This is a genomic window from Polaromonas sp. P5_D5 (assembly GCF_054049435.1).
In genome coordinates this window covers 362,131-385,392 of sequence record NZ_JBFUMJ010000001.1, presented here as the reverse complement: position 1 = coordinate 385,392, position 23,262 = coordinate 362,131, and the positions used below count along the sequence as shown (strand labels likewise).

General features: G+C 62.0%; 22 protein-coding genes. 15 read left to right on the top strand and 7 right to left on the bottom strand.

Annotated features, from left to right (window positions below; all coding sequences use genetic code 11):
- Positions 1–291 precede the first annotated feature (291 nt).
- On the bottom strand, positions 292–993 hold the full coding sequence (locus tag ACXJKE_RS01875) for a GntR family transcriptional regulator (protein ID WP_457278870.1): 702 nt from the start codon (positions 991–993) through the stop codon (positions 292–294).
- A gap of 187 nt (positions 994–1,180) precedes the next feature.
- Between ACXJKE_RS01875 and ACXJKE_RS01870 the strand changes: the two genes are divergently transcribed.
- On the top strand, positions 1,181–2,206 hold the full coding sequence (locus ACXJKE_RS01870; protein ID WP_457278869.1) for a Bug family tripartite tricarboxylate transporter substrate binding protein: 1,026 nt from the start codon (positions 1,181–1,183) through the stop codon (positions 2,204–2,206).
- 115 nt (positions 2,207–2,321) lie between these two features.
- Here ACXJKE_RS01870 and ACXJKE_RS01865 read toward each other — a convergent pair whose 3' ends face one another.
- The 6 genes from ACXJKE_RS01865 to ACXJKE_RS01840 all read right to left on the bottom strand — a co-directional run bounded on the left by ACXJKE_RS01865 (position 2,322) and on the right by ACXJKE_RS01840 (position 8,297).
- Entirely contained in the window at positions 2,322–2,630 is a 309-nt protein-coding gene (locus tag ACXJKE_RS01865) for a winged helix-turn-helix transcriptional regulator (protein ID WP_457278868.1), read from the bottom strand.
- 229 nt (positions 2,631–2,859) lie between these two features.
- Positions 2,860–3,924 carry a Gfo/Idh/MocA family protein gene (locus tag ACXJKE_RS01860; RefSeq protein ID WP_457278867.1) on the bottom strand — a complete coding sequence of 355 codons (1,065 nt, stop codon included), beginning with the start codon at positions 3,922–3,924 and terminating at the stop codon, positions 2,860–2,862.
- Positions 3,925–3,926: 2 nt separating this feature from the next.
- The gene (locus ACXJKE_RS01855; protein WP_457278866.1) at positions 3,927–4,904 is read right to left on the bottom strand and encodes a Bug family tripartite tricarboxylate transporter substrate binding protein; all 978 of its coding nucleotides are present in this window, start codon (positions 4,902–4,904) and stop codon (positions 3,927–3,929) included.
- A gap of 39 nt (positions 4,905–4,943) precedes the next feature.
- Positions 4,944–5,933: a sialic acid TRAP transporter substrate-binding protein SiaP gene (locus ACXJKE_RS01850; RefSeq protein WP_457278865.1), complete on the bottom strand. Its 990-nt coding sequence runs from the start codon at positions 5,931–5,933 to the stop codon at positions 4,944–4,946.
- A gap of 157 nt (positions 5,934–6,090) precedes the next feature.
- A complete protein-coding gene (gene gudD / locus ACXJKE_RS01845) occupies positions 6,091–7,458 on the bottom strand; it encodes a glucarate dehydratase (protein WP_457278864.1) in 1,368 nt (455 codons plus the stop codon).
- A 65-nt stretch (positions 7,459–7,523) separates the two neighbouring features.
- Positions 7,524–8,297: a FadR/GntR family transcriptional regulator gene (locus ACXJKE_RS01840; protein ID WP_457278863.1), complete on the bottom strand. Its 774-nt coding sequence runs from the start codon at positions 8,295–8,297 to the stop codon at positions 7,524–7,526.
- Positions 8,298–8,513: 216 nt separating this feature from the next.
- Here ACXJKE_RS01840 and ACXJKE_RS01835 point away from each other — a divergent pair, with 216 nt between their 5' ends.
- The 14 genes from ACXJKE_RS01835 (at position 8,514) to ACXJKE_RS01770 (ending at position 23,227) form a co-directional block, all read left to right on the top strand.
- Positions 8,514–9,323: an NAD-dependent epimerase/dehydratase family protein gene (locus ACXJKE_RS01835; protein ID WP_457278862.1), complete on the top strand. Its 810-nt coding sequence runs from the start codon at positions 8,514–8,516 to the stop codon at positions 9,321–9,323.
- 9 nt (positions 9,324–9,332) lie between these two features.
- On the top strand, positions 9,333–10,235 hold the full coding sequence (locus tag ACXJKE_RS01830; RefSeq protein ID WP_457278861.1) for an SMP-30/gluconolactonase/LRE family protein: 903 nt from the start codon (positions 9,333–9,335) through the stop codon (positions 10,233–10,235).
- 33 nt (positions 10,236–10,268) lie between these two features.
- A complete protein-coding gene (locus tag ACXJKE_RS01825) occupies positions 10,269–11,252 on the top strand; it encodes a TRAP transporter substrate-binding protein (protein WP_457278860.1) in 984 nt (327 codons plus the stop codon).
- A gap of 72 nt (positions 11,253–11,324) precedes the next feature.
- Positions 11,325–11,852 (top strand): TRAP transporter small permease, encoded by a 528-nt coding sequence (locus tag ACXJKE_RS01820; protein WP_457278859.1) that lies wholly within the window; start codon positions 11,325–11,327, stop codon positions 11,850–11,852.
- Complete coding sequence (locus tag ACXJKE_RS01815) at positions 11,852–13,135, top strand: TRAP transporter large permease (RefSeq protein WP_457278858.1); 1,284 nt, start codon at positions 11,852–11,854, stop codon at positions 13,133–13,135. The genes ACXJKE_RS01820 and ACXJKE_RS01815 overlap by 1 nt, the downstream gene beginning before the upstream one ends.
- 3 nt (positions 13,136–13,138) lie before the next feature.
- On the top strand, positions 13,139–14,443 hold the full coding sequence (locus ACXJKE_RS01810) for a glucarate dehydratase family protein (protein ID WP_457278857.1): 1,305 nt from the start codon (positions 13,139–13,141) through the stop codon (positions 14,441–14,443).
- A 30-nt stretch (positions 14,444–14,473) separates the two neighbouring features.
- On the top strand, positions 14,474–15,580 hold the full coding sequence (locus ACXJKE_RS01805; RefSeq protein ID WP_457278856.1) for a lactonase family protein: 1,107 nt from the start codon (positions 14,474–14,476) through the stop codon (positions 15,578–15,580).
- Positions 15,580–17,169 (top strand): galactarate dehydratase, encoded by a 1,590-nt coding sequence (gene garD / locus ACXJKE_RS01800; protein ID WP_457278855.1) that lies wholly within the window; start codon positions 15,580–15,582, stop codon positions 17,167–17,169. Before ACXJKE_RS01805 ends, garD begins: the two co-directional genes overlap by 1 nt.
- A gap of 34 nt (positions 17,170–17,203) precedes the next feature.
- On the top strand, positions 17,204–18,190 hold the full coding sequence (locus tag ACXJKE_RS01795; RefSeq protein WP_457278854.1) for a Bug family tripartite tricarboxylate transporter substrate binding protein: 987 nt from the start codon (positions 17,204–17,206) through the stop codon (positions 18,188–18,190).
- A 36-nt stretch (positions 18,191–18,226) separates the two neighbouring features.
- Entirely contained in the window at positions 18,227–19,009 is a 783-nt protein-coding gene (gene garL, locus ACXJKE_RS01790) for a 2-dehydro-3-deoxyglucarate aldolase (protein ID WP_457278853.1), read from the top strand.
- A gap of 66 nt (positions 19,010–19,075) precedes the next feature.
- A complete protein-coding gene (gene glxR / locus ACXJKE_RS01785; protein WP_457278852.1) occupies positions 19,076–19,957 on the top strand; it encodes a 2-hydroxy-3-oxopropionate reductase in 882 nt (293 codons plus the stop codon).
- A gap of 80 nt (positions 19,958–20,037) precedes the next feature.
- Complete coding sequence (locus tag ACXJKE_RS01780; protein ID WP_457278851.1) at positions 20,038–21,003, top strand: Bug family tripartite tricarboxylate transporter substrate binding protein; 966 nt, start codon at positions 20,038–20,040, stop codon at positions 21,001–21,003.
- A 154-nt stretch (positions 21,004–21,157) separates the two neighbouring features.
- Positions 21,158–22,126, top strand: a complete 969-nt coding sequence (locus tag ACXJKE_RS01775; protein ID WP_457278850.1) for a TRAP transporter substrate-binding protein — start codon at positions 21,158–21,160, stop codon at positions 22,124–22,126.
- 24 nt (positions 22,127–22,150) lie between these two features.
- A complete protein-coding gene (locus tag ACXJKE_RS01770) occupies positions 22,151–23,227 on the top strand; it encodes an aldose epimerase family protein (protein WP_457278849.1) in 1,077 nt (358 codons plus the stop codon).
- Positions 23,228–23,262 lie beyond the last annotated feature (35 nt).

Below are 23,262 nucleotides of genomic sequence, written 5' to 3'. Positions count from 1 at the left end.
CGTTTTTGGTCCAGATAGTTTGGCTGCGGGTGCGCGGCCTGGGGCCCAGCGCGGTTGGGGGCCCTGCCGTCCCTATGTGGACCGGTGTGCCCCAGCCGTAGGAACTGGTTCGTGGCCTGAATTGTAGTGGCTGGCCACCCATGTTCCCGGCTAGCGGGGCTGGTTCTGGCTGTCCATCGAATGGCGCCCGAATGCAGGCCTTATGCTATGTTATTGATAGCTGCTTGCGCACGCCCACATTGAGCTGGAGGCCAAATCGTCGAAAACTCTGGTGAGGCGGTAAAAAAGGCCTCAAGGCGCTGCCGGTTTCTGCATGCGCGTCATGAGTTCGCGCTTGTTGTCACGGCTGCGGTGGGCATGCTCGCGCATCAGGGCTTCGGCGCGCGCCCCTTCACCGGCCAGCAGTGCGGCCAGCACATCTTCGTGGTCGGTTTGTGCGCGCTGGATGAACCCGTATTCGAGCAGAGGCAGGGCGCCGTTCAGGCTGAGCGCACCGGCGCCGGCCATCGGGGTTTTGCTGACATGGGCCAGTGCGGAGGTCAATGTGCTGTTGCCTGCGGCGTGCGCCAGGGCGCCATGAAAACGGGCGTTCATCGGTACCCAGCGGGCCGCGTCAATCACGTGACAGGCGGCCTGTGCTTGCTCCAGTAGCAGCCTGCCTTCTTCGACGCAGGCCTGCAGGGCCTCCCGGGTTTCGGGCGTAATGCCGCGCTCGGCCGCCTGCCGGGCCGCCATGCCTTCCAGTACGCCCCGCACGTCGACTGCATTGGCAATTTCGTCAACGCTGAATTGCCTGACGCGAAAGCCGCGTGTCGGCAGGCGTTCCAGCAGGCCTTCCTTTTCCAGCTCGCCGAGCGCAATACGGATCGGTGTGCGCGAAACCGCCAATTGGGCGGACAGCTCAAGCTCCACCATTCGTTCGCCCGGGGCCGCCTGGCCGCTGAGGATTCTTTGTCTCAACGTCTGCGTGGTGTATTCAATCTGGGAAGACATAGGCCCTGGGGGTAAATGGACGAACGACGAAAGTGGTTGAATTATTGCATGCAGTATCTTGATTTATTAGGGTTTATGAGGGTGATACGCCCATTATTGCGTGCAATAAAATAAGGGTACTAAGTATTTTTCGCCTGCATGAACCATTCAATGCGCCGGTGACGGCGGCGAGCCTCAGGAGACACCCATGAAGAACCTGCCCCGCTTCAATCGCTTGCGTAAGTTTGCCCGCACGGCAGTCCAGCTGACTGCGGCTTGTGCGGCCTCACTTGTCTTCAACGGCTTGACAGTGGCATATGCCCAGCCGGCTGCAGCGTATCCCGGCAAGCCCGTCAAGCTCATCGTTCCTTTTCCGGCAGGCGGTGGTGGCGACACGTTGGCCCGACTGGTCATGCTGCGCGCGGCCAAAGAGCTCGGTCAGCCCATCGTGGTCGAAAACCTGGGCGGCGCCGGCGGAAACGTGGGCAGTGCAACAGCGGCCAAGGCGCCGGCCGATGGCTACACCTTGCTATACGGCACCAACGGCACACATGCCATCAACCATGCGATCTACAGGTCACCCGGCTTCAACCCGTCTCGCGACTTCGAGCCCGTGACCCAGCTCACCCGCATCGCCGCCATGGTGGTGGTGCGGCCCACGCTGCAGGTCAACTCCATGGCGGAACTCACCAAGCTGCTCAAGGCCAATCCGGGAAAATACACCTTTGGCTCCGCCGGCAATGGCACCACGTCCCACCTGGCCGGAGAAATCTACAAATCGCGCGCGGGCCTGGCGGTGGTGCACATACCTTACCGCGGCGGCGCACAGGCCATGACGGACCTGATGGGCGGGCAGGTCGACATGATGATCGAGGTCATGCCGAATGCCGCACCCCAGGTGAAAAGCGGACGTGTCAAACCATTGGCGGTGACGACAGCCACACGCGTGGCGGGCTGGCCGGATCTACCCACCATCGCGGAGTCGGGCTTGCCCGGATTTGATGTGAGCGCGTGGGACGCGATTTTTGTTCCGGCCGGAACGCCCAGGCCCATCATCAATCGTCTCAACGAAGCGATCCACAAAGCCCTGGCGGATCCGGAGTTGCGCGCACAGCTACAGTCGCGTGGTGCCGAGGTGGCGCCGGGCACCCCCGAGGAACTGGCCAGGCATATTGCTGGCAGCATGACCTTGTGGGGTGACGCGGTGAAGCGTTCCGGCGCTGCAGTGGATTAGGGCGCCGGGAAGTGCATGGATGAATACCTGATGAATGCCTGTTGATCGGTAAAACAGCGCAACAAAAAAGCGACCTTGAAGGTCGCTTTTTTTCGGGCCAGGCTGGCCAGGTAATTTACTTTTTCTTGGTCTGGCTGACGGCCCACTTGCCGGCAAATGCCTGCAGGTCGTTCAGGCGCTTGAGCAGGTCGGCGCCCAGCGTGGTGACCGTGTAGCCATCGCTGCCATGGCCAAGCAGGCCGGCTGCGCGCAATTCCTTGATGCGGGTATTGAGGGTGTTGGGTGTGATGCTGCCGATGCTGTCTTGCAGGAGGCGGAATGTCTGGGGATGGCCGTCTTTCAGGGCCCACAGCACGCGCAGTGCGTAGCGTGCTTCCAGCAGTTCAAGCAATTGGCCTACCGCTGCATTTTCTTTGGCACTCATCAGGTTATCTCCTCGGGTCACAGTTTGGTCACAGGGGGTTGTTAAGCAGAAAGCTTCGAAAGCTTGGGGCCAAATATAACGCAAATTGCTGACTGCTACGAGTTTTATAGCTGTCCACGCCCGCTGCAGTTGGACTGGGGCATGTTTGTGCCTTGGAAAACCCTGATGTGGCGAACACCGCAATGCGCTGGCAGGATCACCGGGTGGTGTCAAAGCACATTATTTTTACCTACATCACGGGGATCCGTGTTGCCGGATGAAGTGCTACAGCGCTGCCTGTTCTGGAGGACTCCATGATCGCTTCAATCACCTGTTGCACCCCAAGTGCGGAGCGCCCCGTCACGGCGGGTGCGCATCCATTCTGGACAGAGCGAATGAAATCCTGCAGCACGGCGCGATGAGCGGCATGGTCGAAGGCCATGGGGTTGGCGCCACCGCCGGAGGCCTGGCGTGCACCGGCGGTCAGCGTCTTTCCGCTGGAAAAAACCGCCTGCATTTCACCGCCTTCCAGCGTCACGGTGCCCTGGGTGAAGTTGAGTTCAACGCGCTCGGGAAAACCGGGGTAGGCCGCCGTAGTGGCCTGAACCACAGCGACCGCACCACTGCCGTAGTGCAGCAATGCGGCAGCCATGTCTTCGGCCTCCATGCTATGCACTGCGCTGGTGCTGGCAACTCCTGTGACGCGCTCCGGCATGCCGGTGAAGCTGAGCAGCAGGTCGAGCGTATGAATGGCCTGCGTGATCAACACGCCGCCGCCGTCCCGCGCCAGGGTGCCGCGGCCGGGTTCATCGTAATAACTTTGCGGCCGCCACCACCGGATCGACGCGGCGGCGCTGACCAGCGGGCCCATAACGTCGTCACGCAGCAGTGCCGCCACGGCAAGGGCCGCGTCGCGCATGCGGTGCTGCAGCATCACCGCCAGCATGACCCCCGCAGTTTCGCAAGCCTCAACCAATGCATTGGCCCGGTTCAAATCAATTTCGAGCGGCTTTTCGACCAGCACATGCTTGCCCGCGCGCGCTGCCTGCTGCACGAGGTCCAGATGGGTATTGGGCGGCGTAAGAACCAGCACGGCTTTCACGCTGGCATCTTCCAGAATATCTTCCAGGCGTGTGGTTCGGCGCGCCCCTTGAGGCACTTCTACAGCGGCCAGCCGTTCGGCGTTCCGCCCATAAACCCATGCGACGTCTGCTTCACTGGCCAGGTCTTCAAGACTTCGGAAGTGAGGTGCAGAGCCCAGCCCTGCACCAATGACGGCGAGGCGCAGCCGCGCAGGGCTGGGTACGAACGGCATGTTCAGTCAAGCTTGACGTTGGCCGCCTTGATGACTTGCGCCCATTTCTCGACCTCGGCCTTCTGGAAGGCGGAGACCTGCTCGATCGTCATGCTGGACGGTTGCATGCCCAGCCCTTTGAGGCGTTCCTGCATCTCGGGCTGCGCGGTGATTTTCATGATTTCATCGTGCAGCCTGTCAATGATGGGCTTGGGGGTGCCGGTGGGCACAAAAATGGCTTGCCACGAGGCAACCTCAAATCCGGGAACGGATTCGGCCACCGTTGGCACATTCGGCATGGACTCCAGGCGCTTGGCGGAGGTGACCGCCAGCGCACGCACCTTGCCGCTCTGGATATGCGGACCTGCTACGACCGTGGTGTCGAACATCATGTCCACCTGTCCGCCGATCACGTCCTGGATGGCGGGGCCGCTGCCTTTGTAGGGCACATGGATGAACTGGGTGCCCGACTTGAAGCCCAGCAGTTCCAGCGAGAGATGCTGCGACGTGCCGCTGCCGGCCGATGCGGACGAAATGGTTTTGGGTTTGGCCTTCGCGGCGGCCAGCACGTCCTGCAGCGTTTTGTAAGGGCTGTTGGCTCCCACCACCAGCACAACCGGGTTGGTGCCGATGAGCGCCACCGGAGAGAAAGACTTGATCGGGTCGTAGCCCAGTTTCGGGTAAAGGCTCACATTGATAGCGTGCGAGCTGACGGTGCCGCCCAGCATCGTGTAGCCATCTGCCGGTGCGCGGGACGCGACTTCCGAGCCGACGCTACCGCCAGCACCGCCCTTGTTGTCAATCACGATGGTGGTGCCGAGTACCGGCCCGAGTTTTTGGCCAATCAGCCGGCCCAGGATGTCGGTGGTCCCGCCCGCAGGAAAAGGCACGATGAAGGTGATGGGCTTGCTGGGCCACTTGTCTTGCGCCCACACGGGGAGCGCAAGCGCCGGCAGGATGGCGCCGGCAATGGCAGAGTGAAGAAGGGAACGGCGTTTCATGATGTCTCCTGTGTGTTGTCTGGTGGTGTTGGCTGGAACTTACTTGATGGCCTGAATGCGCTCGTACAGGCTCTTGGGCCAGGGGGCATCGGCTGCGGTCAGCGAGGGCAAGACCGCTGCGGCAAAAGGCGCACGGTCTACCTTGTTGACGGTTTTGCCTTTCTTCTCAAACTCGGCGACCAGGCGGTTTTCGGCATCGACGATGTCCTGGCTGGCGCGGCTTGATGCTTCCCAGAGCACCTGGTCAAAGATTTTCCTGTCGGCCTCATTGAGTTTGGTCCAGACCGAGCCCGACACGGCCGTGATCAGCGATTCGGTGATGTGGCCGGTCAGGGTGATGTATTTCTGGACTTCGTAAAACCTTTTGGCCTCGATCGTGGGAAGCGGGTTTTCCTGTGCATCGACCGTGCCGTTTTGCAGCGCCAGGTAGACCTCGGCAAAGGCGATGGGCGTCGGGTTCGCGCCCACGGCCCTTGGGAACATCACAAAAAGTGGTGCGTCGGGCACGCGCAGCTTGAGGCCCTTCATGTCGTCGGGTTTGTTGATGACCTTGTTGGAAGTCATGTGGCGCAGGCCGTAGTAGGTGTAGCCTGCAATATGCTGGCCACCGGTTTTGCTGGCATAACCCTGAGCCAGCTCCTGAAAGATCGGGCCGTTACGGAATGCCTGGAAGTGCGCGTAATCGCGAAACACAAAAGGCGCGGCGGCGATCGACAACGGCGGGTGTGCACGCCCGGCAAAGGCCGCGCCGGTGTAGATGATGTCGACGGTACCCAGTGTCAGGCCCTGGTTGATGTCGGTTTCCTTGCCCAGGGATGAGGCCGGAAAGACCTCCACCACATAGCGGCCGTTGGTCTTCTTCCTGATTTCGTCGGCGGCCCAGACGGCTTGCTTGTGAAAGGTCTCCGAGGTCTCGTAGACGTGAGCCCATTTGAGTTTGGTCTGGGCTGCGGCGGCGCCTGCGCCCAGCGTGCCGGCCAGTGCCAGCAGTGTCGCACCCGCAATGCTGCAAAGGGTTCTGCGTTTCATGTCTTGTCTCCTGATTGTTTTTGTGGCTCAGTGGGTATCGTTGGTGGGGAAAGGGCGCCGCGGTATACCGCCCCCGGCGCCTGGCGGGCAACAAATGTCCCGTGCAATGGGCATGACAGATTTCCGGAACCCTCTAAATTCCGGCGACCTGCTGGATTTATCGAACCATGCAGGGCATCTTGTTGTTGAATTTCCAGTCGGGGATCAGGTACTGCATGGCTACGGCATCGTCGCGCGCACCGAGGCCGTGCTTGAGATAAAGCTGGTGCGCTTTTTCCACTTCGGCCATGTCCAGTTCCACGCCGAGGCCCGGTGTTTGCGGCACCGCAACCTGGCCGCCCACAATTTGCAAGGGGGCCTTGGTCAGGCGCTGGCCATCCTGCCATATCCAGTGCGTGTCAATGGCGGTGACCTTGCCCGGCGCGGCCGCAGCCACATGGGTGAACATGGCCAGGGAAATGTCGAAGTGGTTGTTGGAGTGCGAGCCCCATGTGAGCCCCCAGGTCTGGCAGACCTGCGCGACGCGAACGGAGCCTTGCATGGTCCAGAAATGCGGGTCGGCCAGCGGGATGTCAACCGACTGCAGGTGAATGGTGTGCGACAGCTCGCGCCAGTCGGTGGCGATCATGTTGGTGGCGGTCGGCAGGCCGGTGGCCCGGCGAAACTCCGCCATCACTTCGCGGCCGGAGAACACGCCTTCGGCGCCGCAGGGGTCTTCTGCGTAGGCCAACACATCGCCGCGGCCCTGGCAGATGCGGATGGCATCCTTGAGCAGCCAGCCGCCGTTCGGGTCCAGCGTGATGCGTGCCTCGGGAAACCGCTCTGACAGGGCAATGATGGCCTCCATCTCTTCCTCGCCCCGCAGCACGCCGCCTTTGAGCTTGAAATCCTTGAAGCCGTAACGCTTGTAGGCCGCTTCGGCCAATGCCACGATGGCGTCGGCATCCATGGCGGCCTCGTGGCGCAGGCGCAGCCAGTCGTCCTCTGCATCCGGCGCACTGGAATAGGCCAGGTCCGTCTGCTTGCGATCGGCCACATAAAAAAGGTAGCCCAGCATGGCCACTGAATCCCGCTGCTGGCCTTCGCCCAACAGGGCGGCCACAGGTACACCCAGGAATTGACCCAGCAGGTCGAGCAGGGCGCTTTCCACGGCAGTGACGGCATGAATCGCCACGCGAAGGTCAAAGGTCTGGTTGCCGCGGCCGCCGCTGTCGCGGTCCGCAAAACGTGTGCGCAGGGTGTTGAGAATCTGGTTCCACGCGCCTACCGATTGCCCTTCGATCAGTTCACGGGCGTCTTCCAGGGTGTTGCGGATCTTCTCGCCGCCCGGTACTTCACCTACGCCGGTGCGGCCTGAACTATCGGTCAAGATCAGCAGGTTCCGGGTAAAAAATGGGCCGTGGGCACCGCTGAGGTTTAACAGCATGCTGTCCTGGCCGGCCACGGGAATCACCTGCACGCGAGTGATTCGGGGAGTTTGGGAAAGGGCGTGAGGGGCTGTTGCGGGAGCGTTTGAAGCGGGCATACCGGACTTGCTTGTAGGATGGTTGATAAAACAATTTATCAGTTATCGTACAACTCACCGATTATTTATGCAACCAGATTTGTACCCAGGGTGCGAGGTGCCTGAGGTTCGGAAGGCTCTTCGGGTGGCTGCATGGTATGCGCGTTATTGCCCCGGCGAAGCCGTTCACGGCTATTGGACAGGTGCGTCCGCATGGCGGCGCGTGCGGCCTCCGCATCCTGATTGCGGATGGCGTTGTAGATGCTCTCGTGCTCGCTGTTGACCCGCTGCAGGTAGTTGAAGCGGCCTTCGGGTGCACTGTGCGCCGTGTTGACGCGAGTGCGCGGAATGATCATGGTGCCCAGGTAGGTCATCAGGTCGGCGAAGTGCCGGTTGCCCGTGGCGCGGGCTACTTCCATATGGAACTGGAAGTCCGGTGGCACGGCGTCGGAGTCCAGGCTGATGGAGTCGTGAAAGGCGCGCAATGCATTTTCCAGGGCCTTGAGGTTTTCTGGCGTTCTCCTCTGGGCGGCAAGGCCGGCGGCTTCGGTTTCCAGGCTGATACGCAGCTCCAGCACCGAGATCACATCGGCCACGGTGGCAAAGTCCTCGGCGGTGATCTTGAAGTTGCCGGCGTCCTGCGGTTGCAGGACAAAGGTGCCGATGCCGTGCCGGGTTTCGACCAGCCCCGAGGCCTGGAGCTTGGACAGCGACTCACGCACCACGGTCCGGCTCACGTCAAAACGAGCCATGATTTCGGCTTCTGTGGGCAGTTTTTCGCCCGGCTGCAGGTGACCTGAACGGATGCTGGTGGCCAGATTTTCGACGATCTCACCCACCAGTCCGCGGGGGCGGCGCATGCGTAACGGCTCTTCGTGAAAGCCAACCGTAAGGCCTGCCTCGGAGCGACTAGGGGTTTTCCTTGAGTCCATTAAAAAACCATTGACAAGCTAGGGGGCGAACTGGAGAATTCCAAGTCATCAGACAACCTATGACTGCGATGTTCTTGGGTTGACTTTAACAAACTTCATAAAAAAGTCCAGTGTTTGCAATCGCACCGGGCACAGATGTAAAAAATGACCATCAAAGTTCACGAAAAGCTCTTGTTGACCGGCGCGGCTGGTGGCTTGGGCAAGGCCTTGCGCGAGCGCCTGAAAGCCAATTGCTCGGTACTCCGGCTGTCCGACGTGCAGCCTTTCGGTGCTGCCGCGGTCAACGAGGAGGTGATTCTGGCCGACCTGGCCGATTCCGCTGCCGTCCACACCATGGTTCAGGGTGTTGATGCGATTGTTCATCTGGGCGGTGTCTCGGTAGAAGGGCCCTTTGGCCCCATCCTGCAGGCCAATATCCTGGGCGCCTATAACTTGTATGAGGCCGCGCGCAAGAACGGCGTCAAACGCATCGTCTTTGCCAGCTCCAATCACGTCACCGGTTTTTACCGCCAGGACCAGACCATCAATGCCGACCATCCGCCGCGGCCCGACGGTTTGTACGGCCTGAGCAAAGCCTTCGGTGAAGATCTCTCGCGCCTGTACTTTGACCGCTACGGCATTGAAACCGCTTGCGTGCGCATCGGCTCTTCGTTTGCCGAGCCCAAAGACCGCCGCATGCTGGCGACCTGGCTGAGCTTTGACGACCTGCACCGCTTGATTACCGCCTGCCTGACCACGCCGGTGCTGGGCCACAGCATTGTGTTTGGCATGTCCGACAACGCCGTCACCTGGTGGGACAACAGCCGCGCACGCCACATCGGTTATGTGCCGAAAGACAGCTCGGACATCTTTCGCGAGGCCGTCTACGCCCGAACCGCTGCACCTGACCTGAAAGACCCGGTCGCCCAGTACCAGGGTGGTGGCTTTGTCGTGGCCGGCCCTTTCGGCGACTGAGTGGCCAGGATGAACACGAGTGAATCTCACGTTGAGCTGATTCTGGATGCGCGCAATGGCACGGGGGAAAGCCCTGTCTGGCAGGCCGCCGAACAAGCGCTCTATTGGGTTGATATTCCGGCGCGCAGGCTGTGCCGCTGGAGCGTGGCCGAAGGCGTTCTCACTGAATGGGCCGCTCCTGAAATGCTGGCCTGCGTTGCTTCGATAGGCGGCACGCAGGACTGGGTTGCAGGCGCTGAAAGCGGCGTGTTCCGCCTGAGTCCACGGGCGGATGGCCAGCTTGGGTTCAAGCAGCTTGCCGCCGTTACGCATGCCATGCCCGGCATGCGCTTCAACGATGGCCGTTGTGACCGTCAGGGGCGCTTTCTTGCCGGTACCATGTTGATGAATATGGCTGCCGGCGCACGTGTGGGTTGTATCTATAGCTATAAAAAAGATAGCGAACTGAAAAAACTCCTGGACGGTTTCATCACGCCGAACGGTATGGCCTTCAGCCCCGACGGCCGTACCATGTACCTGTCGGACTCGCATCCGTCGGTACAGGCCATCTGGGCCTTTGACTACGACACCGACACTGGCACGCCATCAAACCGGCGCGTCTTTGTCGACATGAACCCGCTGCCCGGCCGTCCGGATGGCGCGGCTGTCGATGCCGACGGCTGCTACTGGATTTGCGGCAACGATGCCGGCCTGATCCATCGTTTCACCCCCGCCGGCAAGCTGGACCGCTCGCTGGCCGTGCCGGTGAAAAAACCTGCCATGTGCGCCTTTGGCGGCGCCGGGCTTGACACCCTGTTCGTGACGTCGATACGCCCTGAAGGTGTCGACTTATCTGACCAGCCGCTGGCCGGCGGTGTGTTCGCGTTGCGCCCCGGCGTGCGCGGGCTGCCCGAGCCGCAGTTTTCCCGCTAGTTATTTATAAACCGGTCCTTCAAGGAGACAACCATGACCTTCCGCAGAAACTTTATCGCCGCAGCCGTTGCGGCAGTCGCATTGGCCACATCGTTTACTGCCTCGGCGCAGAACATCGTGCTCAAGGCATCTGACACGCACCCGGCGGGTTATCCGACGGTTGTCGCCGTCGAGAACATGGGCAAGAAGCTTGAAGCCCAGACCAATGGCCGCATCAAGATGCAGATGTTCCCCGGCGCCGTGCTGGGTCAGGAAAAGGAAACCGTCGAGCAGACCCAGCTCGGCGCCTTGCAAATCAACCGCATCTCGCTGGGCGTGATCGGCCCCATCGTGCCGGAAGTTGACGTGTTCAACATGCCTTTCGTTTTCCGCGACATCCCGCACATGCGCAAAGTGATCGACGGCCCGATCGGCGACGAACTGCTGGCCAAGGTCACTGCCAGCCCGGCGCGCCTGGTTGCCCTCGGCTGGATGGACGGCGGCGCACGCAGCCTGTACACCAAGAAGCTGGTCAAATCCCCCGCCGACCTCAAGGGCGTGAAGGTCCGCATGATGGGCAATCCGCTGTTTGTCGACACCATGAACGCCATGGGCGGCAACGGCATTTCCATGGCTTACGGCGAAGTGTTCAGCGCACTGCAGACCGGCGTGATCGACGGTGCGGAAAACAACCCGCCCAGCATGTTCACTTCCAACCATTACACCGCCGGTGCCAAGTACTACGCCCAAACCAATCACCTGATCATTCCAGAACTGCTGGTGATGTCCAAGGTGACATGGGACAAACTCACGCCAGCCGACCAGGCCTTGGTCAAGAAGCTGGGCCGTGAGGCACAGCTGGAACAGCGCGTACTGTGGGACAAGAGCGTCGAGGAATACTCGGCCAAACTGAAGGCCGCGGGTGTCGAGTTTGTGCCGGTGGACCAGAAGCTGTTCTTTGATGCCACGGCGCCCGTGCGCGCCAAGTACGGCGTGAAGTTTGCTGACCTGATGAAGCGTATCGACGCAACCAAATAAGCGTTGCTCCCGGGCCCAGGTGCGCTGCCGACGCGGCGCGCCCGGGCCGTCTTGCCGTATTGCGGAAATACCATGAAACACCATACCCTTCGCTTCAACGACTGGCTGTACCTTGCGTGCATCTGGATCTCGGGCCTGTCCATCTTTCTCATGTCGCTGATCATTCCATGGGGCATCTTCACACGTTACGTGCTGGGCACCGGTTCGCAGTGGCCGGAGCCCATTTCAATTTTGTTGATGGTGATCTTTACCTTCTTCGGCGCCGCTGCCGGCTACCGCGCCAACGCTCATATTTCTGTAGCCATGGTTACAGACCGTATGCCCGAACAAATGCGCAGCGTCGTTGCCTGGCTGATGGACATCTTGATGGCGGTGGTATCCGTCTTCATGGCCTATTACGGCGCCAAGCTCTGCATGCAGACCTGGGGCCAGTACATCGGCGAAATCCCCTGGATGCCGGTGGGTGCGACCTATCTCCCGCTGCCCCTGGGTGGCCTGATTACGCTTATCTTTGTACTTGAACGCATGGCGCTGGGCCATCAGGGTGACCGCGAAGTTGTCACCTACGACCACGAAAAAATTGAAGGCGAGGCCCTCTGATGGATGCATTTGTTCTGCTGGGGTCTTTTCTCCTGCTCATGGTTCTGGGCCTGCCGGTGGCTTATGCGCTGGGCTTGTCCGCGCTGATTGGCGCCTGGTGGATAGACATCCCGCTGGACGCGGTGATGATCGCGATCTCCAGCGGCGTCAACAAGTTTTCGCTTCTGGCGATTCCCTTTTTCGTACTGGCCGGCGCCATCATGGCCGAGGGCGGCATGTCCCGCCGATTGGTGGCGTTTGCCAGTGTGCTGGTCGGTTTTGTGCGCGGCGGCCTGTCGCTGGTCAATATCCTGGCCTCAACTTTCTTCGGCGCCATTTCCGGCTCGTCGATGGCAGACACGGCCTCCATCGGTTCGGTGTTGATTCCCGAGATGGAGAAAAAGGGCTACCCGCGCGACTTCGCTACGGCGGTCACCGTCAGCGGCTCGGTGCAGGCCATCCTGATCCCGCCCAGCCACAACGCAGTGATTTATTCGCTGGCCGCCGGCGGCGGCGTGTCGATCGCGGCGCTGTTTCTCGCGGGTGTGCTGCCTGGCTTGCTGCTGGGTCTGACCCTGGCTGTCATGTGTCTGTTCATCGCGAAGAAACGCGACTTTCCCAAGGGCCGCGTCATCCCCATGCGCGAGGCGCTGAAGATTTGCGCCGATGCGCTTTGGGGCCTGATGACCATGGTCATCATCCTGGGCGGCATTCTGTCGGGCATTTTCACGGCCACCGAATCGGCCGCCATTGCCGTGATCTGGGCCTTCTTTGTGACCATGTGCATTTACCGCGACTACAAGTGGCGCGACCTGCCCAAGCTGGTACACCGCACGGTCAAGACCCTGTCCATCGTCATGATCCTGATCGCGTTTGCCGCGAGCTTCGGCTACATCATGACGTTGATGCAGATTCCGCAGCAGATCACCGGCATGTTTACCAGCGTCTCGAACAACAAGTATGTGGTGCTGCTGATGATCAACGTGCTGCTGCTGATTCTGGGCACGCTGATGGACATGGCGCCGCTGATCCTGATCATGACGCCCATCCTGTTGCCCGTGGTTACCCAGCTCGGCGTGGACCCGGTGCATTTCGGCATGATCATGATGGTCAACCTCGGCATGGGCCTGATCACGCCACCCGTGGGCGGCGTGCTGTTTGTCGGCGCGGCGGTAGCCAAACTTCCCATCGAAAAAGTGGTGCGGGCGCTGTACCCCTTCTTTGGCGCGCTGTTGCTGGTGCTGTTCATGGTGACCTACGTGCCGGCGCTGTCGCTGTGGTTGCCCAACCTGCTGCTCAAGTAATTCATGTCCGTATTGAAGATCACCGCGGTTCGCATCACGCCCATTGCCTTTCGCGACCCGCCGCTCCTGAACGCGGCCGGTATTCACGAGCCCTGGGCGTTGCGGTCCATCATCGAGCTGGAAACCGACTCCGGCCTGGTCGGCATTAACGAAAGTTACGGTGACTTGCCGATGCTCGAGGCGCTGGCCAAGGTCGCGCCCACGCTCGTTGGCCTGTCGCCCTGGGCTCTCAGCGAGATGGAGTCGCGCGTTGCCGGTCAGGTCACGCCGCCGGTGCAGACCGCATCGGAGTTTCTCGGCCAGCAGGTGTCCCTGGCGCCGGGCACTCACGTCTCCAAGACGGTGGCTAAGGTCGTCAGCGCCTTTGAGGTCGCCATGCTGGACCTGCAGGGACAACTGGCTGGCGCACCGGTGGTGGACCTGCTGGGCGGTGCGGCGCGCGACCGCGTACCGTTTTCGGCCTACCTGTTCTACAAGTATGCGCAGCACATCGACAAGCCTGCTTCTTCCGGATATCCGGCCGACCCTTGGGGTGAAGCGCTCACACCACCCCAACTGGTGGCCCAGGCGCGCCGGATGATTGCAGAGTACGGCTTCAAGAGCATCAAGCTCAAGGCCGGTGCGCTTGCGCCGGATCAGGAAGCTGCGGGCCTGCTGGCGCTTGCCGAGGCTTTCCCCGGGGTGCCCCTGCGCATCGACCCCAATGCCAACTGGAGCGTGGCGACCAGCCTGAAGATTGTGGAAAAGCTGCGCGGCGTGCTCGAGTACTACGAAGACCCTGCCCCCGGCCTGGAGGGCATGGCGGCCGTGGCGCGCGACTGCGAGGTGCCGCTGGCCACCAACATGGTGGTGACTGATTTCGCCGAGTTCCGCCGCAACGCCGAGATGGGCTGCCCGGTCAAGATCGTGCTGAGCGACCACCACTACTGGGGCGGCCTGCGCGTCACGCAGCAGTTGTCGCGGCTGTGCAGCACCTTTGGCCTGGGCCTGTCGATGCACAGCAACTCGCACCTTGGCATCAGCCTGATGGCGATGACCCACCTGTGCGCCAGCGTGCCGCTGCTGACTTACGCCTGTGACACCCACTATCCCTGGCAGGACGAGGAAGTGGTGGAGGGCGGCCGCCTGCGCTTCGAGGACGGTAGCCTGCGCGTGACGACCACCCCCGGCCTGGGTGTGACGCTGGACCGCACGGCTTTGGCGCGCCTGCACGACAACTACCTGAACTGCGGCATCCGCAACCGCGACGACCTGGCGCAAATGCGCAAATACGACCCCGCATTCACCGGCGCGCAACCCCGCTATTGAACGGCGCCCATCCGCAGGACAACTTCAACCATGAAACAAGGACTTGCCATGATTCCAGCCTCGTTGCGCACTTCGTTTCTGCTGCTCGCCGGCGCGGGCCTGATCGCCGCCACCGGTGCCGCCAGCGCGGCCACCTGGGTGTACGTTGCCAATGCCGACAGCCAGGACATCTCGGTGATGCAGCTGGACCGCGCGGCAGGTGCCCTCAAGCCGGTGGCCAGCGTGCCCGTGGGCGGCACAGCCATGCCGATGGTGGTGAGCCGCGACAAAAAATTCCTCTACGTGGCACTGCGCTCGCAGCCGTTTCGTGTCGTGACTTTCGCCATCGACGGGGCCACGGGCGGCTTGAAGAAACTGGGCGAGTCCACGCTGGCTGACAGCATGGCCAACATCGACCTCGATGCGACCGGCAAGTGGCTGTTCGCCGCCTCGTACGGTGGCAACAAGATCACCGTGAACAGCATGGGCGCCGACGGCGTCGTGGGTGCGGTGCAGCAAATCGTCAGGACCGCGCCCAATGCGCATGCCATCCATGCCGACGCTTCGGGCAAGTACGTTTTCGCCACCAGCCTGGGCGGTGACAACCTCTCGAGCTGGAAATTCGACCCGGCAACCGGTGTGCTTTCGGCCAACGACCCCGCGCTCATCAACGTTGCCCCGGCCAAGACCGGCCCGCGCCATTTCCTGTGGGACAAACCGCAGAAATACGCCTACCTTCTCAACGAGCTGGACGGCGGCGTGGACGTGTTCAGTTACGACGCGGGTAGGGGCGCGATGAGCCATTTGCAGCGCAGCACCGTCGTGCCGCCCGGCTTCACCGGCAAGGTGTGGGCCGCCGATCTGCAGATTTCGCCGGACGGAAAGTTCCTGTACGGCTCCGAGCGCACCTCCAGCACGCTGACCACCTTCAAGGTCGACCCTGTCACGGGCCGGATCGCAGTGGTCGGCCAGACGCCGACCGAAAAGACACCGCGCGGCTTCGCGGTGGACTCGACCGGCCGCTTCCTGATCGCTACCGGCCAGGACTCGCACGGCGTGTCGCTGCATGCCATCGATCCCGTCACCGGCCTGCCGGGCGCGGGCAAGAGCCAGCCTGGCGGCAAGAACCCGAACTGGGTCGAGATCGTGGACTTCTGATGAACGCACTCGCCCCCCGTCCACCGCTGTACATCCGCATGCACGATGCGGACAACGTCGCCATCGTCTCCAACGACGGCGGACTGCCGGCTGGCGCAGTGTTTGCCGATGGGTTGACGCTGGTCGAGCGGGTCCCGCAAGGGCACAAGGTGGCGCTGATTGACTTGCCCAAGGGCACGGCAGTTCTGCGCTACAACGTGCCGATTGGCTACGCACTGAAAGATATTCCCGCCGGTAGCTGGGTGCACGAGCGCCTGCTCGCCATGCCCGACGCGCGCGGCCTGGACGGCCTGCCGATCGCCACCGTCAAGCCGCCGGCACAGGTCCCGCTGGAGGGCTACACCTTCGAGGGTTACCGCAATGCCGACGGCTCGGTCGGCACCCGCAACATCCTGGCCATCACCACCACGGTGCAGTGTGTGGCCGGCGTGGTCGACTTCGCTGTCAAACGCATCAAGGATGAATTGCTGCCGAAGTTTCCCAACGTCGACGACGTGGTCGGCCTGGAACACACCTACGGCTGCGGTGTAGCCATCGACGCCCCCGACGCCATCATCCCGATACGCACGCTGCGCAACATCAGCCTGAACCCCAACTTCGGCGGCGAGGTGATGGTGGTCAGCCTGGGCTGCGAAAAGCTCCAGCCCGAGCGCCTGATGCCGCCCGGCACCATCCAGATCGTCGACGAACGCAGCGTGGCCGACGTCGGCATCAGCGCCGAAGCGCCGCTTGATGTGGTGTGCCTGCAGTCCGAGAACCATGTCGGCTTCATGTCCATGATCGATTCCATCATGCAGGCGGCCGTGCTGCACCTGGAAAAGCTCGATGCGCGCCGCCGTGAAACCGTGCCCGCCAGCGAACTGGTGGTTGGTGTGCAGTGCGGCGGCAGCGATGCCTTCTCCGGCGTCACCGCCAACCCGGCGGTCGGTTTTTGCACCGACCTGCTGGTGCGCGCCGGTGCCAGCGTGATGTTTTCCGAGACCACCGAGGTCCGCGACGGCATCGACCAGCTCACCTCGCGCGCGGCCACGCCGGAAGTGGCACAGGCCATGATTCGCGAGATGGCCTGGTACGACGCCTACCTGCAAAAAGGCCTGGTCGACCGCAGCGCCAACACCACGCCCGGCAACAAGAAGGGCGGCCTGTCCAACATCGTCGAAAAAGCCATGGGCTCCATCGTCAAGTCCGGCAGCTCGCCCATCAGCGGCGTGTTGGCGCCCGGTGAAAAGCTCAAGCGCAAGGGACTGACCTACACCGCCACGCCGGCCAGCGACTTCATCTGCGGCACCTTGCAGCTCGCCGCCGGCATGAATTTGCATGTGTTCACCACCGGCCGCGGCACACCTTACGGCCTGGCCGAATGCCCGGTGATCAAGGTCGCCACCCGCAGCGATCTGGCGCGCCGCTGGCACGACCTGATGGACATCAACGCCGGCCGCATTGCCGACGGCGACGCCAGCATCGAAGACGTGGGCTGGGAGATGTTCCACCTCATGCTCGAAGTGGCCAGCGGCCGCAAGAAGACCTGGGCTGAACACTGGAAGCTGCATAACGCGCTGGTGCTGTTCAACCCCGCACCCGTGACCTGATTTTTCGTTCAAAAACACGCAAGGAGACATCATCATGCAACGCCGTACCCTGATCCACACTGCCATCGCCGCAGCTGCCGGCGGCCTGTCGGCCCTCTCTGCATTTGCGCAAGGCGCCTGGCCCACTGGCAAGACCATCATCTATGTTGTGCCGTTCCCGCCCGGCGGCAACACCGACACGCTGGCCCGCCTGATCGCGCAGCCGCTGTCCACCGCGCTCGGCACGCCCATCGTCATCGACAACAAGGGCGGCGCCGGTGGCAGCGTGGGTTCGGCCATCGCGTCGCGCGCACCGGCCGACGGCTACACGCTGCTGGGCGGCACCATCAGCTCGCACTCGATCAACGTCAGCCTCTACAGCACGCCCATCGGCTACGACCCGGTGAAATCCTTCGCGCCCGTCGCCATGCTGGGCGTGAGCCCGCTGCTGCTGGTGGTGCCGGCCAGCAGCCCGCTGCGCACCCTGGACGACGTGCTCAAGGCCGCCCGCGCCAAGAACGGCGGCCTGAGCTCGGGCTCGCCGGGCATCGGCACCTCGCCGCACATGGCGCTGGAGCTGTTGGCCAGCCAGTCGGGCGTCAAGTTCACCCATGCGCCGTACAAGGGCTCGGCGCCCGCGGTGCAGGACCTGATAGGGGGCCAGCTCGACATGATGTTCGACACCAGCCTGATCGTCGGCCCACACATCCAGAGCGGCAAGCTGCGCCCGATTGCCGTCACCGGCGGCCAGCGCGTGCCCAGCTACCCGAATGTGCCGACCATCGCCGAGAGCGGCCAGAAGGGCTTCGACATGGTGTCCTGGCAGGCCTTGTTTGTCCCCGCGAACACACCACAAGCCGTGGTCGACCGTCTGCACGCCGAAGTGATGAAGGTGCTGGCCCAGCCCGAGGTTCAGGCCAAGCTCAAGGTGTTCGGCATGGAGCCCTCCAGCATGACGCCCGCGCAGTTGCTCGAGTATCAGAAAACCGAGGTCGACAAGTGGGCCAAGGTCATCAAGGCCGCCAACATCAAGGCCGAATAAGCCCGTACCCCTTTCAGAGAGCAACAGCAAACCACCATGACACAACCCACGCCTTACCAATCCTTTCCCAACAGCTTCAAGCGCGACCTGCTGGCCGGCAAAAAACTGATCGGCTGCTGGTCCTCGCTGTCCAACGCCATCACCACCGAGGTGCTGGGCGTGGCCGGCTTCGACTGGATCCTGCTTGACGGTGAACATTCGCCCAACGACATGGCCACTTACATCCCGCAGCTGATGGCGCTGAAGGACAGTGTCAGCGCACCCGTGGTGCGCCCGACCAGCAATAACTCGGTTGAGCTCAAGCGCCTGCTCGACGCCGGCTTCTACAACTTCCTGATTCCCTTTGTCGAAAGCGCCGAGCAGGCTGTCAGCGCCGTTGCCGCCACGCGTTATCCGCCCCAGGGCATTCGAGGTGTCTCGGTATCCCAGCGCAGCAACAAGTACGGCACGGTGCCGGACTACCTCAAGTCCATCAACGACCACATCTGCGTGATGGTGCAGATCGAAAGCATCGCCGGCACGGCGGCTGCTGACGAGATCGCCGCCACCCCGGGTGTCGACTGCATGTTTGTCGGCCCGTCCGACCTGGCCGCCGGACTGGGCCACCTCGGCAATGCCGGGCACCCGGAGGTGCAGGCCGCCATGGTGAAAATTTTTGCCGCCGCCAAGGCGCACGGCAAGCCGGTCGGCATCCTGGCGCCGGTGGAAGCCGACGCACGCCGCTACATGGAGATGGGCGCAACTTTTGTCGGCGTCGGCAGCGATCTCGGCGTGTTCCGTGGCGCCACGCAGGCCCTGCGCGACAAATACCTCGCCTGATTTTTCTGTCATCCCGGACCGCGCGGCCGGGGCTACCGCTATTTTTTACGAACAAGGAACATTTTTATGAGCAAGCTTGGTTTTATCGGCCTGGGCATCATGGGCGCGCCGATGGCTGCGCACCTGATTGCGGCGGGACACGAGGTTTTCATGAACACGCGGAGCAAAGTGCCTGCGGCTCTCTTGACGGGCAAGGGCAAGGCCTGCGATTCCATCGCCGACGTAGTAAAGCAGGCGGACATCATTTTCCTGATGTTGCCCGACACCCCCGACGTGGAGAACGTGCTGTTTGGCGAGGGCGGAGTGGCCTCGGCGCTGACCAAAGGCAAGACAGTGGTCGACATGAGCTCCGTCTCGCCGATGGACACCAAAGAGTTCGCCAAAAGGATCAATGCCCTGGGTTGCGACTACCTGGACGCCCCGGTGTCGGGCGGTGAAGTCGGCGCCAAAGCTGCGAGCCTGACCATCATGGTGGGCGGTCCGCAGGCCGCGTTTGACCTCGTCAAGCCGTTGTTCGAGCTGATGGGCAAGAACATCACCCTGGTGGGCGGCAACGGCGACGGCCAGACCTGCAAGGTGGCGAACCAGATCATCGTGGCGCTGAACATTGCGGCCGTGGGCGAAGCCCTGCTGTTTGCCAGCAAGGCTGGCGCCGATCCAGCCAAAGTGCGCCAGGCGCTGATGGGCGGTTTTGCCTCGTCGCGCATTCTGGAAGTTCATGGCGAACGCATGATCAAGCGCACCTTTGCGCCGGGCTTCCGTATCGGCTTGCACCAGAAAGATTTGAACCTCGCGCTCAGCGGTGCACGTACGCTGGGTCTGGCTTTACCGCAAACGGCGGGCGCCGCCCAGCTGATGCAGGCCTGTGCCGCCAACGGCATGCAGGACCTGGACCATTCCGCTCTGGTGCGTGCGCTTGAACTTCTGGGCAACCACGAAGTCGCGTAACTCATCCGCATGAAGAGCCCACAGAGGCTCACGGCGCAGCTGGTGGAGGACACCGCTTTTTCATACATCCGGAGACGAACATGCCGATCAATCGACGAGAGCTTATGGCTGCTTCACTGGCTTTGGGGACTGGCGCTGCGAGCGCGCAGGCTTCATGGCCGTCCAAACCTATACGCCTGGTGGTGCCGTACCCACCCGGCGGTTCTTCAGACATCATCGCGCGCGCCATTGCGCAGCCTCTGTCCGAGGCGCTCAAGCAGTCGGTCATCGTGGACAACAAGGCCGGCGCCAACGGTAACCTGGGCGCCGACATCGTGGCCAAGTCAGCACCCGACGGCTACACGCTGCTGCTGTGCGACACCGGCGCTCTGGCCATCAGCCCTTCGGTCTATCCCAAGCTGGGTTTCGACCCGACCAAGGACTTGCGTGGCGTCACGATGCTGGCCTATTCGCCGCACCTGCTGGTGGTTCATCCCTCGGTGCCCGCCAGCAATCTCAAGGAGCTCGTAGCGCTCTCGCACAAGACCGACCTGAACTTTGCGGTAACGGCCATGGGCAGCGCGCCGCACCTGGCTGGTGTCGCGGTCGAGCGGGCGAGCAAGGCGAAGTGGCAGTACATCCCCTACAAGGGCGGTTCGCAGGCCGTCAGCGATACGATCGCCGGCCAGACCCAGGTGTTGATGAACGGCATGCTGGCCACCTTGCCGCATGTGCAAAGCGGGAAGCTGAAGATCCTGGGTGTTTCCAAGAGCACGCGCATGCCGCTGATTGGCAATGTGCCGACGCTGGCGGAGCAGGGTCTTGCCAACTTCGAGTCGGGCACCTGGCAGGGCTTGCTGGTGGCCAACGGTACGCCGGCAGCCGTCATCAATCGCCTCAACACCGAGCTCATCAAGATCATCCGCAGCCCGGACATCCGCGCCAAGCTGGCGGGGCAGGGCGCCGAGGTCGTGACCATGACACCGGCACAGCAGGATGTTTTTTTCAACCAGGAGCGCAGCCGATGGGCCAAAGTTGTTGCAGAAGCAAACATCAAACTGGACTGAAAAATCGTTGCGTGACTTAGTGGTGATATTGCCTGATATCTTTGGGTTGTGAGCGCGCATCCGTGGGAATATCGAGCAAGGGATTCAATTTTGAAAAGAAACGAGTCGGCCCATCAGAGGCTGGCCGTTATTAGCCACGCCAGGAGACAAAAACATGCGGACTTCATTCAAGGGGCTTTTGTGCCTCTCTTTTGCCCTATGCGCGAGCGCCACTGTGGCTCAGACCAAGCTGCGGGCATGGAACATTCATCCCGATGGCTATCCGGTATCGGAGGCCATGAAGAGTTTCGTGGAGCAGGTGGCCAAGAGCACCAGTGGCCGCTATAACATCGAGCTCTTCAACAGCGGCACACTTGGCGACCAGCCCAAGGCCGTGCAGATGCTCAAGAGCGGCGAGATTGACGTGGCTGAGTTCAGTTCCGGTCCGCTGTCGGACGCCGTGCCGGGCATCAAGGTGCTGAACCTGCCCTTCCTGTTCACTGATTCCGCGCACATGTTTCGCCATCTGGACGGCAAGCTGGGTGAGCGTTTTGCCGCCAACCTGAAGGCCGCCGGCTTCGTTGTGCTGGGCTGGTATGACGGCGGTGGCCGTTCTTTTTACTGCGTCAAGCCCGTCAACAATATCAGGGACCTGGCCGGCATGAATATTCGTGTCCAGCAGTCCGAAATTTACATCGAGATGGTGAAGCTGATGGACGCCAAGCCGGTGGCCTTGCCCTTCAAGGACGTATTGGCCGCCCTGGAGCAGGGCAAGGTGGATTGCGCCGAGAACAACTTGCCTTCGTATGAGTCCACCGGACACTTCAAGGTGGCCAAAAACGTTTACGTCACCAACCATGTGATCTCGCCCGAGGCCCTGGTCGTCTCGACCAAGCTGTGGGAAAAACTCAGCAAAGAAGACAAAGCCGCGTTCACCGAGGCCGGCGTCAAGTCCGCCATCCTGATGCGCGAGCTGTGGAACAAACGGGTGGCCGCGGCCCTGGAGACCACGACCAAGCAGGGTTCGCAGTTCGTCAAGGTCAGGGATGCATCGCCCATGGTCAGGCGCATGGGGCCTTTGTATGGAAAATACATGGCGGACCCGACCACACGCGAAGAGTTGCTGACGATTATTTCGAAGTGAGCGTCCCAGACACCGTGCATTGCCATGCTGCTTGACCCCACACGATTTGTACGAGAGCTCGGTGGCAAGCCCACCGCGTTGTTCACGTTGCGCAACGGTCAAGGCATGACTGTGTGCGTGACAAACTACGGCGCAAAGATCGAGCAAGTACTGGTGCCGGGCCGGGATGGCCGCTTTGACGACGTGGTGCTGGGCTACGACAGCATCGACGGCGTGATCGGCGGAGCGCCCTCGGTGGGGGCCTTCATCGGGCGCTATGCAGGCCGTATTGGCCATGCGCGCTTCACGCTGGGTGGCAAGGAGCATGTGCTGGCCGCCAACAACGGCCTGCACTGCTTGCACGGCGGCGTGAAAGGCTCGCGTTTTCGGGTATTCGATACGGTGCAGTGCAGCGATTCCAGCGTTGAAATGCGTTATGTGTTTGCCGACGGGGAAGAGGGCTTTCCGGGCGCGATGGCACTGCGCCTGACCTACAGCGTGACCGAGGCGAACGAGCTGGTGCTCGACTACGAGGCGCTCGCGCTGGATACACCCACGGTGGCCAATCTCACCACGCATGCTTTTTTCAATCTCGAAGGCGCGGGAAGTCGTAACGCGCTGGAGCATGAGGTCACGATTTGCGCCAGCCGCTATTTCGAGATGGCGCCTGACCTCATCGCGACAGGCAGGTTGCTGCCGGTGGAAGGAACGCCGTTTGATTTGCGCAAGCCGGTCGTGCTGAGCAAGCGGGTGCGCGGCTTGCAAGCCGAGGCTGGTATTGGCCTCGTCGCCGGGTATGACGACTGTTTTGAGATTGACCGCTCTGCCGCCAGTGATGAAGATCTGGCGCTATGCGCGCGCGTGAGTGCACCCATTAGCGGGCGGGTGATGGAAGTCTGGTCGACCGAGCCCACCATGCAGTTCTACACCGGTCTTGTGGCAGGCGAGCCGCTGGCCGGCGGGCCGGGCAAGGGCGGCAGGCAATACGCGCAGCAGCAAAGCCTGTGCTTTGAGCCGCAAGGGTACCCCAACGCACCCAATGTGCCGGCATTTCCTTCCGCCGTACATGAGCCGGGACAGCGCCGCCAGGGCCGCACGCTCTACCGCTTCAGCACTTCTTAGGCGAGTGCGTTCCGCATGTCAAAATGCTCCGGCGA

Coding starts and splice junctions, on each gene's coding strand:
- ACXJKE_RS01875 (WP_457278870.1), bottom strand. CDS start 993: ATGTCTTCCCAGATTGAATACACCACGCAGACGTTGAGACAAAGAATC.
- ACXJKE_RS01870 (WP_457278869.1), top strand. CDS start 1,181: ATGAAGAACCTGCCCCGCTTCAATCGCTTGCGTAAGTTTGCCCGCACG.
- ACXJKE_RS01865 (WP_457278868.1), bottom strand. CDS start 2,630: ATGAGTGCCAAAGAAAATGCAGCGGTAGGCCAATTGCTTGAACTGCTG.
- ACXJKE_RS01860 (WP_457278867.1), bottom strand. CDS start 3,924: ATGCCGTTCGTACCCAGCCCTGCGCGGCTGCGCCTCGCCGTCATTGGT.
- ACXJKE_RS01855 (WP_457278866.1), bottom strand. CDS start 4,904: ATGAAACGCCGTTCCCTTCTTCACTCTGCCATTGCCGGCGCCATCCTG.
- ACXJKE_RS01850 (WP_457278865.1), bottom strand. CDS start 5,933: ATGAAACGCAGAACCCTTTGCAGCATTGCGGGTGCGACACTGCTGGCA.
- gudD (WP_457278864.1), bottom strand. CDS start 7,458: ATGCCCGCTTCAAACGCTCCCGCAACAGCCCCTCACGCCCTTTCCCAA.
- ACXJKE_RS01840 (WP_457278863.1), bottom strand. CDS start 8,297: ATGCGCCGCCCCCGCGGACTGGTGGGTGAGATCGTCGAAAATCTGGCC.
- ACXJKE_RS01835 (WP_457278862.1), top strand. CDS start 8,514: ATGACCATCAAAGTTCACGAAAAGCTCTTGTTGACCGGCGCGGCTGGT.
- ACXJKE_RS01830 (WP_457278861.1), top strand. CDS start 9,333: ATGAACACGAGTGAATCTCACGTTGAGCTGATTCTGGATGCGCGCAAT.
- ACXJKE_RS01825 (WP_457278860.1), top strand. CDS start 10,269: ATGACCTTCCGCAGAAACTTTATCGCCGCAGCCGTTGCGGCAGTCGCA.
- ACXJKE_RS01820 (WP_457278859.1), top strand. CDS start 11,325: ATGAAACACCATACCCTTCGCTTCAACGACTGGCTGTACCTTGCGTGC.
- ACXJKE_RS01815 (WP_457278858.1), top strand. CDS start 11,852: ATGGATGCATTTGTTCTGCTGGGGTCTTTTCTCCTGCTCATGGTTCTG.
- ACXJKE_RS01810 (WP_457278857.1), top strand. CDS start 13,139: ATGTCCGTATTGAAGATCACCGCGGTTCGCATCACGCCCATTGCCTTT.
- ACXJKE_RS01805 (WP_457278856.1), top strand. CDS start 14,474: ATGAAACAAGGACTTGCCATGATTCCAGCCTCGTTGCGCACTTCGTTT.
- garD (WP_457278855.1), top strand. CDS start 15,580: ATGAACGCACTCGCCCCCCGTCCACCGCTGTACATCCGCATGCACGAT.
- ACXJKE_RS01795 (WP_457278854.1), top strand. CDS start 17,204: ATGCAACGCCGTACCCTGATCCACACTGCCATCGCCGCAGCTGCCGGC.
- garL (WP_457278853.1), top strand. CDS start 18,227: ATGACACAACCCACGCCTTACCAATCCTTTCCCAACAGCTTCAAGCGC.
- glxR (WP_457278852.1), top strand. CDS start 19,076: ATGAGCAAGCTTGGTTTTATCGGCCTGGGCATCATGGGCGCGCCGATG.
- ACXJKE_RS01780 (WP_457278851.1), top strand. CDS start 20,038: ATGCCGATCAATCGACGAGAGCTTATGGCTGCTTCACTGGCTTTGGGG.
- ACXJKE_RS01775 (WP_457278850.1), top strand. CDS start 21,158: ATGCGGACTTCATTCAAGGGGCTTTTGTGCCTCTCTTTTGCCCTATGC.
- ACXJKE_RS01770 (WP_457278849.1), top strand. CDS start 22,151: ATGCTGCTTGACCCCACACGATTTGTACGAGAGCTCGGTGGCAAGCCC.